13 protein-coding genes are annotated in these 17,207 nt (G+C 63.2%); 9 read left to right on the top strand and 4 right to left on the bottom strand.

Annotation, left to right across the window (positions count from 1 at the left end; genetic code table 11):
• The first annotated feature begins 171 nt into the window (after nucleotides 1–171).
• The 3 genes from QQK95_RS01680 to QQK95_RS01670 all read left to right on the top strand — a co-directional run bounded on the left by QQK95_RS01680 (nucleotide 172) and on the right by QQK95_RS01670 (nucleotide 6,857).
• Nucleotides 172–2,184 (top strand): acetyl-CoA carboxylase biotin carboxylase subunit, encoded by a 2,013-nt coding sequence (locus QQK95_RS01680; RefSeq protein ID WP_284268193.1) that lies wholly within the window; start codon nucleotides 172–174, stop codon nucleotides 2,182–2,184.
• 289 nt (nucleotides 2,185–2,473) lie between these two features.
• Nucleotides 2,474–6,001 (top strand): DNA polymerase III subunit alpha, encoded by a 3,528-nt coding sequence (dnaE, locus tag QQK95_RS01675; protein WP_284268191.1) that lies wholly within the window; start codon nucleotides 2,474–2,476, stop codon nucleotides 5,999–6,001.
• Between the two features lie 52 nt (nucleotides 6,002–6,053).
• The gene (locus tag QQK95_RS01670) at nucleotides 6,054–6,857 is read left to right on the top strand and encodes an ion channel (protein WP_284268189.1); all 804 of its coding nucleotides are present in this window, start codon (nucleotides 6,054–6,056) and stop codon (nucleotides 6,855–6,857) included.
• Between the two features lie 11 nt (nucleotides 6,858–6,868).
• On the opposite strand, the gene QQK95_RS01665 is transcribed toward QQK95_RS01670, so the two are convergent.
• Nucleotides 6,869–7,750, bottom strand: a complete 882-nt coding sequence (locus QQK95_RS01665; protein WP_284268187.1) for a DMT family transporter — start codon at nucleotides 7,748–7,750, stop codon at nucleotides 6,869–6,871.
• Nucleotides 7,751–7,947: 197 nt separating this feature from the next.
• On the opposite strand from QQK95_RS01665, the gene QQK95_RS01660 reads away from it, so the two are divergent.
• The gene (locus QQK95_RS01660; RefSeq protein ID WP_284268185.1) at nucleotides 7,948–8,454 is read left to right on the top strand and encodes a hypothetical protein; all 507 of its coding nucleotides are present in this window, start codon (nucleotides 7,948–7,950) and stop codon (nucleotides 8,452–8,454) included.
• 59 nt (nucleotides 8,455–8,513) lie between these two features.
• Here QQK95_RS01660 and QQK95_RS01655 read toward each other — a convergent pair whose 3' ends face one another.
• On the bottom strand, nucleotides 8,514–9,842 hold the full coding sequence (locus QQK95_RS01655; RefSeq protein WP_284268183.1) for a DNA polymerase IV: 1,329 nt from the start codon (nucleotides 9,840–9,842) through the stop codon (nucleotides 8,514–8,516).
• A 66-nt stretch (nucleotides 9,843–9,908) separates the two neighbouring features.
• On the opposite strand from QQK95_RS01655, the gene QQK95_RS01650 reads away from it, so the two are divergent.
• Together QQK95_RS01650 and QQK95_RS01645 are read left to right on the top strand one after the other, a co-directional pair.
• Nucleotides 9,909–10,496 carry a GNAT family N-acetyltransferase gene (locus QQK95_RS01650; RefSeq protein WP_284268181.1) on the top strand — a complete coding sequence of 196 codons (588 nt, stop codon included), beginning with the start codon at nucleotides 9,909–9,911 and terminating at the stop codon, nucleotides 10,494–10,496.
• 92 nt (nucleotides 10,497–10,588) lie between these two features.
• The gene (locus QQK95_RS01645; RefSeq protein WP_284268321.1) at nucleotides 10,589–12,175 is read left to right on the top strand and encodes a hypothetical protein; all 1,587 of its coding nucleotides are present in this window, start codon (nucleotides 10,589–10,591) and stop codon (nucleotides 12,173–12,175) included.
• 68 nt (nucleotides 12,176–12,243) lie between these two features.
• On the opposite strand, the gene QQK95_RS01640 is transcribed toward QQK95_RS01645, so the two are convergent.
• Together QQK95_RS01640 and QQK95_RS01635 are read right to left on the bottom strand one after the other, a co-directional pair.
• Complete coding sequence (locus QQK95_RS01640) at nucleotides 12,244–12,897, bottom strand: hypothetical protein (RefSeq protein WP_284268179.1); 654 nt, start codon at nucleotides 12,895–12,897, stop codon at nucleotides 12,244–12,246.
• A complete protein-coding gene (locus tag QQK95_RS01635) occupies nucleotides 12,894–13,193 on the bottom strand; it encodes a DUF3572 domain-containing protein (RefSeq protein WP_027052046.1) in 300 nt (99 codons plus the stop codon). The genes QQK95_RS01640 and QQK95_RS01635 overlap by 4 nt, the downstream gene beginning before the upstream one ends.
• A gap of 246 nt (nucleotides 13,194–13,439) precedes the next feature.
• On the opposite strand from QQK95_RS01635, the gene QQK95_RS01630 reads away from it, so the two are divergent.
• The 3 genes from QQK95_RS01630 to QQK95_RS01620 all read left to right on the top strand — a co-directional run bounded on the left by QQK95_RS01630 (nucleotide 13,440) and on the right by QQK95_RS01620 (nucleotide 17,199).
• Nucleotides 13,440–13,811, top strand: coding sequence for a response regulator (locus QQK95_RS01630; RefSeq protein ID WP_006334976.1), 372 nt, complete (start codon nucleotides 13,440–13,442; stop codon nucleotides 13,809–13,811).
• Between the two features lie 33 nt (nucleotides 13,812–13,844).
• A complete protein-coding gene (locus QQK95_RS01625) occupies nucleotides 13,845–15,218 on the top strand; it encodes a PleD family two-component system response regulator (protein WP_284268163.1) in 1,374 nt (457 codons plus the stop codon).
• Between the two features lie 511 nt (nucleotides 15,219–15,729).
• Nucleotides 15,730–17,199 carry an FAD-dependent monooxygenase gene (locus QQK95_RS01620; RefSeq protein WP_284268162.1) on the top strand — a complete coding sequence of 490 codons (1,470 nt, stop codon included), beginning with the start codon at nucleotides 15,730–15,732 and terminating at the stop codon, nucleotides 17,197–17,199.
• The last annotated feature ends 8 nt before the right edge of the window (nucleotides 17,200–17,207 follow it).

Raw genomic sequence — 17,207 nt, 5'->3', positions numbered from 1 at the left:
CAAGGTTTCAGGTTTTATCGACACGATCAACTGGAAGCTGGTGCCTGGACCGGGCCACAGCGATGAATTGGAATCGCAAATCGATTGAAAGGCAGTGATTTGCATGGTCGGCTTGACCCCGCAAGCACAGGTCATAAAAGGAACGACCGACCGGAGGGGAATGACCTCAGCATGTTCACGAAAATCCTGATCGCCAACCGTGGCGAGATCGCCTGCCGCGTTATCAAGACGGCGCGCAAGATGGGAATTGCCACGGTCGCCGTCTATTCCGATGCCGATCGCGATGCCGTGCATGTCGAGATGGCCGACGAGGCGGTGCATATCGGGCCTTCGCCCGCCGCGCAGAGTTATCTTGTCCCCGACAAGATCATCGCCGCCTGCAAGGAAACCGGCGCCCAGGCCGTGCATCCCGGTTATGGCTTCCTGTCCGAGCGCGCCGCCTTCTGCGAAGCGCTGGAAAAGGAAGGCATCGTCTTCATCGGCCCCAAGCCCAAGGCGATCAAGGCGATGGGCGACAAGATCGAATCGAAGAAATTCGCCAACGCCGCCAAGGTTTCGACGGTTCCGGGCTGGCTTGGCGTCATCGAGAATGCCGACCATGCGGAGAAGATCGCTGGCGAGATCGGCTATCCCGTGATGATCAAGGCCTCGGCCGGCGGCGGCGGCAAGGGCATGCGCATCGCCTGGAACCAGTCTGAGGTGCGCGACGGTTTCGACCGGGCGCGCTCGGAGGCCAAGAGCTCGTTTGGCGACGACCGCGTGTTCATCGAAAAATTCGTCGTCGATCCGCGCCATATCGAGATCCAGGTGCTGGCCGACGCGCATGGCAATGCGCTCTATCTCGGCGAGCGCGAATGCTCGATCCAGCGTCGCAACCAGAAGGTGGCGGAAGAGGCGCCGTCGCCGTTCCTCGACGCCAAGACGCGCAAGGCCATGGGCGAGCAGTCGGTGGCGCTGGCCAGGGCCGTCGACTACCAGAGCGCCGGTACGGTCGAGTTCATCGTCGACAAGGACAAAAACTTCTATTTCCTTGAAATGAATACACGATTGCAGGTCGAACACCCGGTGACGGAGCTCGTCACCGGCATCGATCTGGTCGAGCAGATGATCCGCGTCGCGGCCGGCGAGAAGCTTGGCCTGAAGCAAAGCGACATCAAGCTGAACGGCTGGGCGGTGGAAAGCCGGCTCTATGCCGAGGATCCCTATCGCAATTTCCTGCCGTCGATCGGCCGGCTGACGCGCTACCGGCCGCCAGAGGAGGGGCAGTTCGGCGATGTCGTCATCCGCAACGACACCGGCGTCACCGAAGGCTCCGAGATTTCGATGTTCTACGACCCGATGCTCGCCAAACTGTGCACCTGGGCGCCGACGCGCATCGAGGCGATCGATGCCATGTCGGAAGCTCTCGACAGTTTTGTGGTCGACGGCATCGAGCACAACATTCCGTTCCTGGCGGCGCTGATGCAGCATCCGCGCTGGCGGGAAGGGACGATATCGACCGGCTTCATAGCGGAGGAATATCCCGACGGTTTTGCGCCCGTCGTGCCGAACAGCGAAGAAAAGGCCGTGCTGGCCTCGATCGTGACCGCGGTGGAACTGTTGCGCCGCGACCGGCTCGACCGGCTGGGCGGGCGGCTGGCGCCGCATTCGGGAGTGCTCAAACGCGACTGGGTGGTGAAGCTCGGCGACGACTACCTCCAGGCGTCCATCCTCGAAGGCATGATTTCCATTCCGATGGAGATCGACCTGTCGATCGACGGCAGCAAGGCGCTGACCGTTTCATCCGACTGGCGGCCGGGCGACCTGATCTGGCGCGGCACGGTCGGCAAGCGCTCCGTCGTGGCCCAGGTTCGGCCCGTGGCAAACGGTCTTCGCATCGCCTGGAAAGGCATGTCGGTGACCGCGCGCGCCATGCTGCCGCGCATCGCCGAACTGGAGCGGCTGATGCCGGAGAAAGTGGCGCCGGATACGTCGAAATTGCTGCTCTGCCCGATGCCCGGGCTTGTCGTGTCGATCGCCGTTGCCGAGGGCCAGGAGGTCAAGGCCGGCGAGACTTTGGCCGTGGTCGAGGCGATGAAGATGGAAAACGTGCTGCGCGCCGAACGCGATCTCGTCGTGTCGAAACTCAACGCCAAGCCCGGCGACAGTCTGGCCGTGGACGCGGTGATCATGGAATTCGCCTAGAGATTGTTTGGAAATTCTACTCCGGCGGCCATCTGAAGGCGTTTTCTGCGCTTCCCCGTTCTACTGCGTCGCAGTAGAACTGAGCTCACGTACCCAAAAGTACGCTGCGCTCCGGTTCTCGAAACCACCTCCATATGACTCGCCGGAGCGAATTTCGAAACAATCTCTAAGGTGAGGCGCCGTGCAGGCTGGAAGCCTGTGATTGGCGATCGTTTGTGCTGGACTGGCATCGCCGGGTCCCGGACAATACATCTCCATCGACTCAAGGCCTTCGACAGCGCGAGAAACCATGGCGGACGACAAACTTCCACGCGACCCCCTGAAGCGCGAAGCCGCGATCGCGGCGGCGCGTCCTGAGGCGCCGGCGCGGCCGTTCGTGCATCTGCGCGTGCATTCGGCCTATTCGCTGCTCGAGGGCGCGCTCCAGCTCGGCAAGATCGTCGGCCATGCGGTGAAGGACGAGTCGCCGGCGATCGCCGTCACCGACACCAACAATCTGTTCGGCGCGCTCGAATTCGCGCAGAAAGCGGTGAAGGACGGCATCCAGCCGATCATTGGCTGCCAGATCGCGCTCGCCTTTTCCGGCGAGAACAGCGACGGGCAGCGCGATCGGCGCCGGCAAGGCCCGGAGATGCGGCCGGTTGTTTTGCTCGCCGCGACCGAAGCCGGCTATTCCAACCTGGTCAGGCTGGTCAGCCGCGTCTATCTGGAGACACCGCCCGGCGAGGCGGTGCATCTGACAACCGAGATGCTGGAAGGAAAGGCCGACGGGCTGATCTGCCTCAGCGGCGGGCCGCGCGGCCCGATCGGCAACGCCTTGAAGGAGGATCGCCGCGATCTGGCCGAGGTGCGGCTTTTGACGCTGAAAACGCTGTTCGGCGACCGGCTCTATGTCGAACTGGACCGGGTCGCGGGCTACGACCGGGTCATCGAACATCAGACGATCGATCTCGCCTATACGCACGAACTTCCGCTTGTCGCCACCAACGAAGCCTTCTTCTCGTCGCGCGACGATTATGAGGCGCATGACGCGTTGATTGCCATCGCCGAAGGCTCCGTCGTCGCCGTCGACACTCGCCGCCGGCTGTCGCCGGACAATTTCCTGCGCAGCCAGGCCGAAATGGCGCGATTGTTCGCCGACCTGCCGGAAGCGATCGACAACACGGTCGAGATCGCACTGCGCTGTTCCTACTATCCAAAAACCCGCAGCCCGATCCTGCCGCGCTTCACCGGCGGCGATGCTTCAGACAAAGACGCGGCCGAAAAGGCCGAGGCCGCCGAACTCGCCCGCCAGGCGCGCGAGGGGCTCGACGCGCGGCTTGCCCTGCACGGGCCGACCCCGGGCTACACGGTCGAGCAATATCGCGAGCGGCTGGAATTCGAGCTCGGCATCATCGAGAAGATGAAATTTCCGGGCTACTTCCTGATCGTTGCCGACTTCATCAAATGGGCCAAGGCGCAAGGCATTCCGGTCGGACCGGGCCGTGGTTCGGGCGCCGGATCGCTGGTCGCCTATTCGACGACCATTACCGATATCGATCCGCTGCGCTTCTCGCTGCTGTTCGAGCGCTTTCTCAACCCGGACCGCGTGTCGATGCCCGACTTCGACATCGACTTCTGCCAGGATCGCCGCGAAGAGGTGATCCGCTACGTCCAGCAGAAATACGGCCGCGACCAGGTCGGACAGATCATCACCTTCGGTACGCTGCAGGCCCGCGCCGTGCTGCGTGACGTCGGCCGTGTGCTGCAGATGCCCTATGGCCAGGTCGACAAGCTGTCCAAGATGGTGCCGCAGAACCCGGCCAATCCGGTCAAGCTGGCCGACGCCATCGCCAACGAACCGCGCTTTGCCGAAGAGGCCGAGAAGGAGCCGATCGTCCAGACGTTGCTCGACATGGCACAGAAGCTGGAAGGCCTCTACCGCCACGCCTCGACGCACGCCGCCGGCATTGTCATCGGCGACCGGCCCCTGTCGGAACTGGTGCCGATGTACCGCGATCCGCGCTCGGACATGCCGGTCACCCAGTTCAACATGAAATATGTCGAGCAGGCCGGACTGGTGAAGTTCGACTTCCTCGGCCTGAAGACGCTGACCGTGCTGGAGACAGCGGTGAAACTGATCCGCCGGCGCGGCATCGACATCGACCTGGCGACGATCCCGCTCGACGATCCCGAGACCTACGCCATGCTGTCGCGTGGCGAAGTGGTCGGCGTGTTCCAGGTGGAAAGTGCCGGCATGCGCAAGGCGCTGATCGGCATGCGGCCCGACTGCATCGAGGACATCATCGCGCTCGTTGCCCTCTACCGGCCGGGCCCGATGGAGAACATCCCGACCTACAACGCCAGAAAGCATGGCGAGGAGGAGATGGCCTCGATCCATCCCAAGATCGACCATCTGGTGAAGGAGACGCAAGGCGTTATCGTCTACCAGGAACAGGTCATGCAGATCGCGCAGGAGCTGTCCGGCTATTCGCTCGGCGAAGCCGATCTTCTGCGCCGCGCCATGGGCAAGAAGATCCGCGCCGAGATGGACAAGCAGCGCGAGCGCTTCGTCTCGGGTGCGGTCGAGCGCGGCGTCAGCAAGCCGCAAGCCGACTTCATTTTCGACCTGCTGGCCAAGTTCGCCGACTATGGTTTCAACAAATCGCACGCCGCCGCCTACGCCGTGGTCTCGTACCAGACCGCCTATCTCAAGGCGCATTATCCGGTCGAGTTCCTGGCAGCGTCGATGACGCTCGACATGGGCAATACCGACAAGCTCGCCGACTTCCGCCAGGACGCGCTACGCCTCGGCATCGAGGTTCTGGCGCCGTCGGTGATGACGAGTTTTCGGCCTTTCGAGGTCGGCGAGAACCGCATCTATTATTCGATGGCCGCGCTCAAGGGCGTTGGCGACGCGGCGGTCGAGCACATCGTTGCGGTGCGCGGCGAAAAGCCATTCAAGAATCTGGCCGATTTCTGCGAGCGGGTCGATCCCAAGATCGTCGGCAAGCGCGTCTTCGAAAGCCTGATCATGGCCGGCGCGCTCGACTGTTTCGGCCACGACCGCGCCCAGATGATGGCTGGCGTCGAACGGATGATGGGGTTGGCGTCGCTTGCCCAGCAGAACGCCGTTTCCGGCCAGGCCGATATTTTCGGCGCCTCGCTGGGCGCACAGTCGCAGGCGCTCAACCTGCCGGCAACGGATCCGTGGCTCGCCGCCGACCGGCTGCACCGCGAATTCCAGGTAGTCGGCTTCTATCTCTCGGCCCATCCACTCGACGAATACAAGGCGGCGTTGCAGAAGATGCGGGTGCAGAACTGGGCGGAGTTTTCCGCCGCCGTCAAACGCGGCGCTTCCGCCGGCCGCCTGGCCGGCACGGTGACCAGCAAACAGGAGCGCAAGACGCGCACCGGCAACAAGATGGGCGTGGTGGCGTTTTCCGACACTTCTGGCCAGTACGAGGCCGTGCTGTTTTCAGAAGCGCTGGCGCAGTACCGTGACCTCCTGGAAGCCGGTCGCTCCGTCGTCATCACCGTCGCGGCCGAGGACAGGCCCGAAGGCGTCAATTTGCGTATCAACTCCGTGCAATCGCTGGAGGAGGAGGCAAGCCGCATCCAGAAGGCGCTGCGCATTTTCGTCAGGAACGATGGACCTGCCTCGATAATCCAATCGCAGCTCACCCAGCGCGGTGAAAGCCAGGTGAGCATCATCGTCATCAAGGAAGAGGCGCAGGGCGAGGTCGAGATCGCCTTGCAGGGCGGCTACCGTGTCTCGCCGCAGATCGCCTCGGCCATGCGCGCCGTGCCCGGCGTGGTCGAAGTGGAATTGGTGTGATCCCCGCCCTTGGCAGGCGTCGGCGCATGCCGCCCATGTCATCGCGATCGGCATGAAGGCCGCGGACAAGCGCGCATCACGGGATCGTTGCGCGATAACGAAGCTGCGCGACACGCTGCGCAGGCTCTATCATGGGCGCACGCCGGCTGCCTTCCGGTTTCAGGTCGCGGCAATCGTCATCGATCTGGCCATCATCGGCTTCTTCATCGCGACACCCGTCATCCAGCAATCGGCCTCGTTCCTGTGGCTGGATTATGCGGTGGCGGCGCTCGTCGGCGCCGATCTGATCGCCAGGCTGCTGGCCTCCAACGACATGCTGCGCCTGATGAAGCAGCCGACCTCCTGGGTGGATGTCTTCATCCTTTTGACGCTGCTGATGCCGACGGCGCTCGCCAATCTCGGTTTTCTGCGCATCCTGCGGCTGTGGTCGCTGTCGCGCAGTGGATCGATCTGGCGGCATTTCGAAATGCGCGGCCTGAGGCCCTGGCGCGAGGCAAGCCATGCGGTCATCAACCTGTTGACGTTTCTGTTCGTCATCACCGGCTTCGTCTACACCTTCTTTTTCCGCAACGGCGCCGGCCTGGAAAACTACATCGACGCGCTTTATTTCACTGTCGCCACGGTGACGACGACCGGCTTTGGCGACATCGTGCTGCCGGGAATGGCCGGCAAGCTGACGGCGATCGTCACCATGATCATCGGCATATCGCTGTTTGTCAGGCTGGCGCAGGCGATCTTCCGGCCGGCCAAGGTGTTTTTCCCCTGTCCGCAATGCGGACTGCAGCGGCATGAACCGGATGCCGTGCATTGCAAGGCCTGCGGGCATGTCCTCAACATACCGAACGAAGGCGACTGACCGGCTGACCGCTACGATGCCGCCACTTCAGCCGGCGGCACCGGCTTACGCTGCAGGTTGAGCAGATTGCCCATCAGGATCAGCAGCGCGCCACCGGCGGTGAAAGCGTCGATCTGCTCGTGATAGAGCAGCCAGCCGACCAGCGCCGACAAGGGCACCCGCAGGAAATCCATAGGCGAAATGACGGTGGCGTCGGCATAGGTGAGCGCGCGGGCCATGCAGAAATGCGACGACATGCCGGTGAAGGCGATCAGCAGGATCCAGGGCCAGAGCTCAAGCGACGGGGTGCGCCACACGTAGAGGGCGGGGACGAGGCCGAGCGCCGACTGGATGATCAGCATCCAGAAAATGATGCGCACGACGCTGTCGGTGCGCGTCAGCGATTTCACCAGCACCAGCGATACGCCGAAACAGACCGCTGCGCCCAGCACGACCAGATGTCCAGGATCGACCGCGTCGACGCCTGGACGGACGATCACCACCACGCCGATCAGGCCGAGCACGACTGCCGCCAGTTTGGGCCGGCTCAGCCTTTCGCCGAGAAAAGTCACCGCAAGGATCGCCGTCCAGATCGGCGTGGTGAATTCGATCGAGATCAGCACCGCCAGCGGGATCAACGTCAAGGCGTAGAGCCAAGCCGCCTGGCCGCTATAGTGGACGACGTTGCGGGCGATATGGGCGAGGGGACGCTGCGTCCGCATCGCCGCGAAGCCGCCGCTCGCCAGCACCAGCGGCAAGAGGATGAAAAAGCCGATCACCGAGCGCAGTTCCAGCACCTGGAAGACGTTGAGTTCGGCTGTGGTGGCGCGGCCGGCGACCGACATCGCCAGGAAAGAGCTGATCGACAGCGCCATCCAGAACGCGGCCTTGGGGATCGAGGGGGTGGGTGCCATGGCAGCTATCTCGCAGGCCGGGGCGTTTGCCGCAATCGCTAGTCGCTCCATTCTTCTGGGCCAGTTGCAATGACGCGATGTTGCAAAACGGTCATGTCGCGAACGGAACCTGACAGGGCGGTGGACGTTGAGTTCCGATATTCAGCCGAGCTTCGCGCGGGGGCATCTTGCCTTCAGCATCGACAAGGAGAACTTCGATGAGACCATTCGCGCAATTTGCGCTTGCAGGCTGTCTCTTGGTCGCTGCAGGCACGGCCCATGCCGACGAGACCAAATTTCTCCAGTCGTTCAAGGGTGATTTTGCCGGCAAGGGCACTGTCCAGGTGACGACGGATGTGCCGAACGTCAGTGTTTCCTGCAGCTTCAAGTCGAACGCGACCTCGACCTCGCTCTCGCTGGATGGGAGTTGCCGCGGTCTGGTTCTGGTGACGCGGGCCATCAGCGCCAAGTTGAACGTCGCGGGTGCGAAATACAGCGGCGTCTATGTCGGGTCCCGCACCGGGCCGGCCCAGCTGAACGGCAGCCGTTCGGGCAACGCGATCAATCTTGGCATCCGCTGGGCTCAGGAGGTCAATGGCGATCGCAAGGCGCGGATGACGGTCGAGAAGCGAGGCGAGAACGGCATCCGGCTGACGGTGACCGATACCGATCCGAAAACCGGCAAGAACGTGGTGACGAGCCGGATCGATCTGACGCGCACCTGACGGATGTGTCGATATTCAGGTGAGGCCGTCCCGCGAATGATGGTTTCCGGTATTCAAGCTCAGTCTTCCAGCGGTTCCGGCGGATGGGCGTCGCGGCCCTTGCCGAACGTATAGCCGGTCTCCACCGCCTTGCGGCCGAACTTGTCGCGCAGCGCATCGATGGCGCCCTCGGCCATGGCGCGTTTGCGTGACTGGACGTCGACCAGATCGGGCGGGTCGGCCTTGTCGTCGTCGGAGAGGTCGCTGACGCCGATGCCGAGCAATCGAAACTTCGTTCCGTCCGTTTCCTTGCGAAGAAGTTCTACCCCGGTCTGAAAGATACGGTCCGCGAGCCTTGTCGGGTCGCCGAGCTGGCGGTTGCGCGTGCGGAGCTTGAAATCCTGGGTCTTCAGCTTCAGCACCACGGTGCGTCCGGCAATGCCTGACTTCTTCAGCCGCGCCGAGACCTTTTCCGAAAGCCCTCGCAACACCGAGACCAGCTCGTCCAGCGACGCGATGTCGGTGTCGAAGGTGGTTTCGGCCGATACGCTCTTGGCGTCCTGGTCGGGCTCGACTCGGCGGACATCCTCACCGCGCGAAAGCCGGTAGAGCCGGTCGCCCATCACGCCGTAGCGACGCATCAGGTCGCCACGCTCCATCGTCTGCAGCTGGCCGATGGTGCGGATACCATCGCGTTCCAGCGTGGCATTGAACGCCTTGCCGACGCCCCAGATCATGGTCACCGGCTGCGTCGCCAGAAAGCCGACCGCCTCGGCCTCGCCGATGACCGAAAAGCCGCGCGGCTTGCGGAAGTCCGACGCGATCTTGGCGAGGAACTTGCAGTAGGAAAGACCGGCCGAGACGGTGATGCCGATCTCCTTCTCGACGGCCAGCGCGAAGCGCGCCAGCACCACGGCCGGCGGCAGGCCGTGCAGCCGTTCGGTGCCGGCGAGGTCGAGAAACGCCTCGTCGATCGACAGCGGCTCGACCAGCGGCGTCAGCGCCTGCATCATGGCGCGCACCTCACGGCCGACACGCACATATTTTTCCATGTTGGGCGGGATCACGACCGCCTCGGGGCAGGCCTCGAGCGCCTTGAACATCGGCATGGCGGAGCGCACGCCCCGGATGCGGGCGATGTAGCACGCGGTGGACACGACGCCGCGCTTGCCGCCGCCAATGATCAGCGGCTTGTCCTTGAGCGCCGGGTTGTCGCGCTTTTCGATCGCCGCGTAGAAGGCGTCGCAATCGATATGCGCCAGATGCAGCCGGTAAAGCTCGGGATGGCGGGCAAGGCGAGGGCTGCCGCAGCGCTCGCAGCGGCGCGTTTCACCGCGCTGAAACGTCAGGCAGTCACGGCAAAAACCGTGATCGGGATTGTTGACAGGGGCCGCCATCACTGCGAACATAAAGAGAACAGAGGTAATGGTACGACAGTGCAGGGCCAGCGACAAGCTTGGCCTGGGGAGAACCATATGAGCACGACCATAGTACCGCTGGCGCCTGAGTTCTGGCCAGATTTCGAGGACCTCTTCGGCAAACAAGGCGCCTGCTACGGCTGCTGGTGCACGCATTTCCGGTTGGCGCCGGCGGCGCGGCGCGAGAGCAGCCGCGAACGCAACAAGGACCATATCAAGGCGCGCATCGAAGCAGGCCCGCCGCCCGGCCTGCTGGCCTTCGAGGATGGTAAGGCGGTCGGCTGGATGCAGATCGGGCCTCGCGCCGACGTGCCCGAATGGAACAACAAGGGCAGGGGCTCGGCGCCGATCGACCCCGCCGACGCTTCCGATCCGGCCGTCTGGGCGATCTCCTGCTTCTTCATCCGAGCCAAGGCGCGGGGCCGGGGCATCACGCATCGCCTCGTCGAAGGCGGCATCGATTTCGCCCGCAGCAACGGGGCACGGCTCGTCGAGGCCTGCCCGATCGACCTGTCGCGCGACTCGCGCTCGATCGGCCTGTTCGTGGGCTCATCGGGGGTGTTCGAGAAAGCCGGGTTCGAGAGGCTGGTGGAGCGCAAGGCTGGCCGGCCGCTGATGCGGCTTGTGCTGAAGCCGATTGCCTGACTGTCATCATCTTGCAGTTGTGATGGTATTTCCCTACCAGAAGCACGAACGATTTTTGCCTTTCGATCAAACGGAGACTTCCCGTGAACCGCATGTTGCCAATTGCCTTTACCGCGCTTCTCCTCAGCGCGCCCGCCTTCGGCCAGACCGTCGACAGCAAGGGCGCGAAGCAATTGTCCGATGACCTGTCCCGCTACGTCGGCAAACAGGCGCTCGACAAGGGCATCCTGAAGGTTTCGGTCGAAGGCAGCGCCTACAAGGTCACGTTCGATCTCAAGGCGCTTGCCGCGACGTTTCCCGAGCAGGGAAAGGTAAAACTCGACTTCGCGCCCTACGCCGTGCTGGTGAAGCCGCGCAGCGACGGGACCTGGGATGTCTCGATGGATTTTTCGCAGAGCGGATCCTTCGAGTTCACCGGGCCAGAGGGGCTGCAAAGCACGCAGTTCTCGATCAAGGACGGCAAAGGTTCCGGCGTCTATGATCCCAATCTGGCGGCCTTCATCAGCGGCGCCAGTTCGCTGGCCGGTATGACGATGGCGTCGAAGGATGCCAAGCAGCAGATGGAAGCCAGCACGGGTGCCGGCACCGCGACCATCGCCGCCACCAAGGCTGCCAATGGCGGCGTCGATTTCACGATGTCGCAAAAGATTTCGAATTTCGCCGAGGCGATCAAGCTTGACGATCCCGAGGCCGGGCTGAATTTTCCGGTCATCATCAAGTCGCCGGAACTGTCGGTGGAAGCCACCGGCAAGGGCGTGCAGACGAGGCCGCTGCTCGACCTCCTGGCATTTGCCGTGGCCAATGAGGACGAGAAGACGCTGAAGGCAAACCAGGCGCAGCTCAAGTCGCTTCTGCGCGCGGCGCTGCCGGTGTGGGAGCGTATCGACGGCACCTATGGCTTCAAGGATTTCGCGGTCGACAGCCCGATAGGCACTTTCGGGGCAACCCAGCTCAGCACCGCGTTCGGCAGCGACGGCGTTTCTCAGAGCGGCAAGGTCACCTACGGCATCAAGGCATCGGGGCTGACCGTGCCGCAGCAGCTTTTGCCGAGCTGGAGCGTGGCGTTGCTGCCCACCGATATCGACCTGAACTTCGGCGGCGCCAATATCGATCTCGACAGCATGGCGAAGAAGGCGATCGAAGCCTTTGATCTCAATCAGGATCCGCCGCTGTCGGCCGAGTTCGGCGACCAGCTCAAAGCCGACTTCCTCGCCAAGGCGCCGAAGGTCGTGATCGGCCACAGCGTTGTGAAGAACAAGGACATGGAGATCGCGCTGGAAGGCGAGATGACGAGCTTCGGCCAGAAACCCGACGCAAATCTCACCGTCGATGTCGCCGGCTTCGACAAGATCATGGCGCATCTGCAGGAAGCGGCAAAGGCAGAGCCGGAGCTGGGCCAGTACGTGCCTGTCGTCCTGATGGTGAAGGGGTTTGCCAAGACACTGCCGGACGGCCGGCTGGAATGGGCTGTCAGCACGAAGGCCGACGGCTCGGTCACTGTCAACGGCGTCATGCTGAAACCCGCCGATCCGGCGGTGGACGATAGCGTCCACGACGGTGACGGCGCGGACGACAGCAGCGGCGGCGACAATGGCGGCGGTGCCAATAGTGGCGGCGGCGACGCCAATAGTGGCGATGGTGGTGACAATGGCGGGGCCGGTGCGAAACTGAATCCTTGAGGGTTCGGCTTTCCAGCAATTCCGGGTAAAGCGCATGGCGCTTTTCCCGCGGGAATTGCGTTTAACGTTTAGAGCCCCAGCGCACCGACGATTTTCGGCCCGGCTTCGTGCCAGTCCTGGACGACAATGACATCGTCCGGGACCGGCGGCAGGAACGCACGCAGCGAATTGTCGGCCATCAGGTGGAAAAGATTGGCGTTGGCGACCGATTCCCGCACCGAGGCCAGATTGTGCGGCTGATCGTCGACGAAGACCACCGGCCGGCCGGTCTTGCCGCGCAGCCTGGCCACTGCCGGTCCCTTGGCCATTTCCGTGGTCAGCAGCGGATAGTTTAGACCCAAGGCATCCAGATGCGCGCGGCGCACGGCGCGATGCCGGTGCGGCATGGCTGTCAGCAATATGATCTCCGCGCGGTCGTCAAGCCTTGCCAGGGTTTCCGCCGCGCCGTCGGTGATGCTTTGCCAATCGGCCTGGGCGTCGAAGAAATCGCCCAGAAGTGCGGTGACTTCCGGCTGTTCGATCAGGCGGCCACTGGCCGTTTCGGCAATGTTGCCGGTCAGCCGGAAGGACGCCAATGTCAGGCCATAGCCGCGCGACTTGAGGAAATGCGGGAAGGGGCGGATGAATTCGAGCACGACGTCGTCGACGTCGAGCACCAGCAGCGGCCGGGTATCGGCGGCCAGTTCCTCGATCTGGCGCGCGGTCTCGGGATCATCGCTCATATCGAATGCTCATGGTTGTCGTCGCCGAGCGGCAGCGCGCGCAACGCCTTGCCGACGGCGGCCGGTGGCGTGCCGGTTTCCTCGGCAAAGCGCATCAGCGTCGGCTCATGGGCAAGGATGAACTGCAGGACGCCGGCCAAAAAGCCCGGCTCGCCGGCGGCCTTGCGGATCGAATGCGCCTCTATTCCGGTGATCGCCAGAAAGCGCGGCAACAGCTCCGGATCGGAGGCGACGAAGCCCAGCGCCTTCACGGCAATGGTTTCCGCCTCTTCGCGCATTGACGCCGCGTTTGCCATCACTACCTTCGGTACGTGGAATGAGTCTCTTCCGCAGTAATGGCAAGAGTTGCTTGCGGCAAGCCTTTACAGCGCCGCGCGCCGTTTGGACGCGCAGGGAGGCGAGGTGGAATTCGCGCTGCTTTGCGGCCCGGAGGTTTCCGTTTCGTCAATCATATTGCCGTATAGTGAAGCAGGGTTTGGTGCGTTCAACCAGGGCGCATGACGGCCACCTTCGAGCGGAAGGGCGGCCGGGACGGGATGTCGATGCCTAAGAAGGTCATGATCGTCGAGGACAATGAGCTCAACATGAAGCTCTTTCGGGACCTCATCGAAGCGAGCGGTTACGAGACAGTGCGCACCCGCAATGGTCTGGAGGCGCTGGACTTGGCACGTCAACACCGGCCTGATCTTATCCTGATGGACATCCAGCTGCCTGAAGTGTCGGGGCTGGAAGTGACCAAATGGCTGAAGGAAGATGACGATCTGCACGTCATTCCGGTCATCGCCGTGACCGCCTTCGCCATGAAAGGCGACGAGGAACGCATCCGCCAGGGCGGCTGCGAGGCCTATATTTCGAAGCCGATCTCGGTGCCGCGTTTCATTGAAACCATCAAATCCTACCTGGGCGATGCCTGATGTACCTTTCCAGCCGAGCCGGAGCCTTGTGAAATGACTGCGCGGATCCTCGTCGTCGACGACATCCCTGCCAATGTGAGGTTGCTGGAGGTCCGGCTGCTGGCCGAATATTTCGAGGTGCTGACCGCCACCAACGGGCCCGATGCCATCGAGACCTGCGAGAACGGCAAGGTCGACGTCGTGCTGCTCGACGTAATGATGCCCGACATGGACGGCTTCGAGGTCTGCCGCCGGCTGAAGAGCGACCCTGCGACATCGCACATCCCGGTGGTGATGATCACCGCGCTCGACCAGGTTTCCGACCGCGTGCGCGGGCTCGAGGCCGGCGCCGACGATTTCCTGACCAAGCCGGTCAACGACCTGCAGCTGATGACGCGCGTCAAGAGCCTGGTCCGGTTGAAGTCTCTCACCGACGAACTCAGGCTGCGTGCCTCGACGACGCGCAACATCGGCATCGAAGAGCTGCTCAGCCGCAATTTCGCGTCCGAGGACACGGCGCCGAAAGTGCTGTTGATCGACGAGCGCAAATCGTCTGTCGAGCGCATCCAGAAGATGCTGCGCGACCGCGCCGACCTCGATGTCAGCGGGGATCCGCATGCCGGCTTCTTCCAGGCCGCCGAGACGTCTTATGAATGCGTGATGATCTCGACGGCCTTCGCCGATTTCGATCCGCTTCGGCTCTGCTCGCAATTGCGTTCGCTCGACCGCACCCGTTTCGTGCCGATCATCCTTTTGGCCGACGAGGGCGAGGAGGAGCGCATCATCCGCGGCCTCGAACTCGGCATCAACGACTATCTGATGCGGCCGATCGACCAGCAAGAGCTGACGGCGCGGCTGCGCACCCAGGTGCGCCGCAAGCGCTACAACGACCAATTGCGCGCCAGTGTCACCCAGACCATCGAGATGGCGGTGACCGACGGCCTGACCGGGCTGCACAACCGCCGCTACCTCGACAGCCATCTGCAGACGCTGTTCGACCGCGCCGTGGCGCGGCGCCGGCCGCTGTCGGTGATGATCACCGATCTCGACCGCTTCAAGTCGATCAATGACGCGCACGGCCATGATGGCGGCGACGAGGTGCTGCGGGAATTCGCCCGGCGGCTGCGCAAGAATGTCAGGGGTATCGACCTTGCCTGCCGGTTCGGCGGAGAGGAGTTCGTCGTGGTCATGCCGGACACCGACGGCGCCGTGGCCGAGAAAGTGGCCGAACGCATCCGCGCCGAAATCGCCCAGAAGCCTTTCGCCATTGGTGCCGACGGCAAGACGATCGAGGTCACTGTCAGTGTCGGCGTGTCGTCGGTGCTGAAGGGCGTGGATACGGTGGCGGCGCTGATGAAGCGCGCCGATCTCGCGCTTTATGAAGCCAAGAGCGGCGGCCGCAACCGCGTCGTAGCCAAGGCGGCGTAAGCGTCTGCGACCGATTCCACGGTCAATCCAACAAGGTTAGCTATTTACCTTAATCCAAGCGATTCGCGAGCCTTGGTTAAGAAACTGTTGATTTTCATAAGCTCTTGAGCAAATGTGCAGGCCAAGACGAAGCCGGCACGAGGGTAGATAACCGGCTCCATCCCTAGAATACCCCATGATGCTCAGGTCCGCCGCATCTCCTGGGTCCGTGGGGTCGGCCGGCCGGCGCTGGCACATAGTGGCCTCCTCGTACCGCTGCCAAACGCCGACCGGCCCCCTTCCTCCAAACAGAACATCAGAACTTCGTGCCAAGGCACGAAGGACTCTGATTTTTTGCCTGTGAGCAATCCGGGCTCCCGTCTTCGATCCACGGCTTTCGGCCGGCCAAAGCGATCCGCGCGGGAGGTACCCCTTCCATTTCATACATATGGCGCACAAGGGGCTTGCGGCAAGACCCGGCTCCTCCCGTAAAAACCACGCGGATCAGGCGCGAAAACGGGAGTGACGATTGATGATTTCAGAGCATGCGGTGGTGATCGCCGGCGGCGGTCCGACAGGATTGATGCTGGCAGGGGAACTCGCTTTGGCGGGCATCGATGTTGCCATTGTCGAGCGGCGCCCGGACCAGCAGCTGATCGGCTTGCGCGCGGGTGGCTTGCACGCGCGCACCATCGAGGTCCTCGATCAGCGCGGAATTGCCGACCGGTTCGTCTCGCAGGGCCAGAGCTTCCCGACCGTCGGCTTCCACATGATCCGTTTGGATATCAGCGATTTTCCCAGCCGGCACAACTATCTGCTGGCGCTGCGGCAAAACCACATCGAGCGGATATTGGCCGACTGGATCAACGAGTTGGGGGTGCCGATCCATCGCGGACAGGAAGTCACCGGTTTCACGCAGGATGATGGCGGCGTCCATCTGCAGTTGTCCGGAGGCCAACGGTTGCGGGCGCAATACCTCGTCGGCTGCGATGGCGGGCGCAGCACGATCCGCAAGGCGGCGGGCATTGAGTTTCCTGGATGGGATCCGACGATGAGCTGGATGATCGCCGAGGTCGAAATGTCGGGGGAGCCGGCATTGGGCTTTCGCAGCGATGCCTACGGAATTCACGCGATAGGCAAGATCGAGGAAAGCGGCCGGGTGGGTATCGTGCTGACCGAGAGGCAATTGACCGTCGGCGGCGAACCGACGCTAGCCGATCTCAGCGAGGCGCTTGTCGCCGTCTATGGCACCGACTACGGGGTCCACAGTCCGACCTGGATCTCCCGCTTCACCGACTTGACACGGCAAGCCGCCGCCTACCGCGACAGACGTGTCCTGCTGGCCGGTGACGCCGCGCATGTCCATCCGCCGATGGGCGGGCAGGGGCTTAATATCGGCGTGCAGGACGCGGTCAATCTGGGGTGGAAGCTCTCCCAGGTGGTCAAGGGAACCTCACCGGAGAGCCTTCTCGACAGTTATCACGCCGAGCGTCATCCGATCGCCGCTCGCGTCCTGCGCAACGCGAAGGCACAGGTTGCGCTTCGCCGCATGGATGCCAGCACCAAGGCATTGAACGACACCTTTACCGAGCTGCTCGGCATGGATGAGCCGCGCAAACGGATCGCCGCGGAGATGTCCGGTCTGGACATCTATTACGATCTCGGCGTGGGACATCCACTGCTTGGGCGACGAATGCCCGACCTCGACCTGGCCACGGCCAGCGGTCCAGCGCGGGTCTTCAGCTTGCTGCATGACGCCCGGCCCGTGCTTCTCAACCTTGCTGAACCAGGCGGACTGGACATCGCGCCCTGGGCGGATCGGGTCCGCCAGATCGTAGCTGGATATGACGGCGCCTGGGAGTTGCCGGTCCTCGGGACGGTCGCCGCGCCCGCCGCCGTGCTGATCCGGCCCGATGGCTATGTGGCCTGGGTTGGGGTCGGAACCCAACAGGGGCTGACCGAGGCGCTGACCACCTGGTTCGGGCCGCCTGCCGCGCGTTAGCGCCACGC

This window comes from Mesorhizobium huakuii (genome assembly GCF_030160235.1).
In the GTDB taxonomy this organism is placed as follows: domain Bacteria; phylum Pseudomonadota; class Alphaproteobacteria; order Rhizobiales; family Rhizobiaceae; genus Mesorhizobium; species Mesorhizobium huakuii.
The sequence above is the reverse complement of the archived record's forward strand: the minus strand, read 5'-3'. Positions and strand labels throughout refer to the sequence as shown.

Bases quoted from the DNA above. Each gene is read 5' to 3' on its own strand.
- dnaE (WP_284268191.1), top strand. From the start codon at position 2,474: ATGGCGGACGACAAACTTCCACGCGACCCCCTGAAGCGCGAAGCCGCG.
- QQK95_RS01670 (WP_284268189.1), top strand. From the start codon at position 6,054: ATGAAGGCCGCGGACAAGCGCGCATCACGGGATCGTTGCGCGATAACG.
- QQK95_RS01655 (WP_284268183.1), bottom strand. From the start codon at position 9,842: ATGTTCGCAGTGATGGCGGCCCCTGTCAACAATCCCGATCACGGTTTT.
- QQK95_RS01630 (WP_006334976.1), top strand. From the start codon at position 13,440: ATGCCTAAGAAGGTCATGATCGTCGAGGACAATGAGCTCAACATGAAG.
- QQK95_RS01660 (WP_284268185.1), top strand. From the start codon at position 7,948: ATGAGACCATTCGCGCAATTTGCGCTTGCAGGCTGTCTCTTGGTCGCT.
- QQK95_RS01635 (WP_027052046.1), bottom strand. From the start codon at position 13,193: ATGGCAAACGCGGCGTCAATGCGCGAAGAGGCGGAAACCATTGCCGTG.
- QQK95_RS01625 (WP_284268163.1), top strand. From the start codon at position 13,845: ATGACTGCGCGGATCCTCGTCGTCGACGACATCCCTGCCAATGTGAGG.
- QQK95_RS01680 (WP_284268193.1), top strand. From the start codon at position 172: ATGTTCACGAAAATCCTGATCGCCAACCGTGGCGAGATCGCCTGCCGC.
- QQK95_RS01665 (WP_284268187.1), bottom strand. From the start codon at position 7,750: ATGGCACCCACCCCCTCGATCCCCAAGGCCGCGTTCTGGATGGCGCTG.
- QQK95_RS01650 (WP_284268181.1), top strand. From the start codon at position 9,909: ATGAGCACGACCATAGTACCGCTGGCGCCTGAGTTCTGGCCAGATTTC.
- QQK95_RS01640 (WP_284268179.1), bottom strand. From the start codon at position 12,897: ATGAGCGATGATCCCGAGACCGCGCGCCAGATCGAGGAACTGGCCGCC.
- QQK95_RS01645 (WP_284268321.1), top strand. From the start codon at position 10,589: ATGTTGCCAATTGCCTTTACCGCGCTTCTCCTCAGCGCGCCCGCCTTC.
- QQK95_RS01620 (WP_284268162.1), top strand. From the start codon at position 15,730: ATGATTTCAGAGCATGCGGTGGTGATCGCCGGCGGCGGTCCGACAGGA.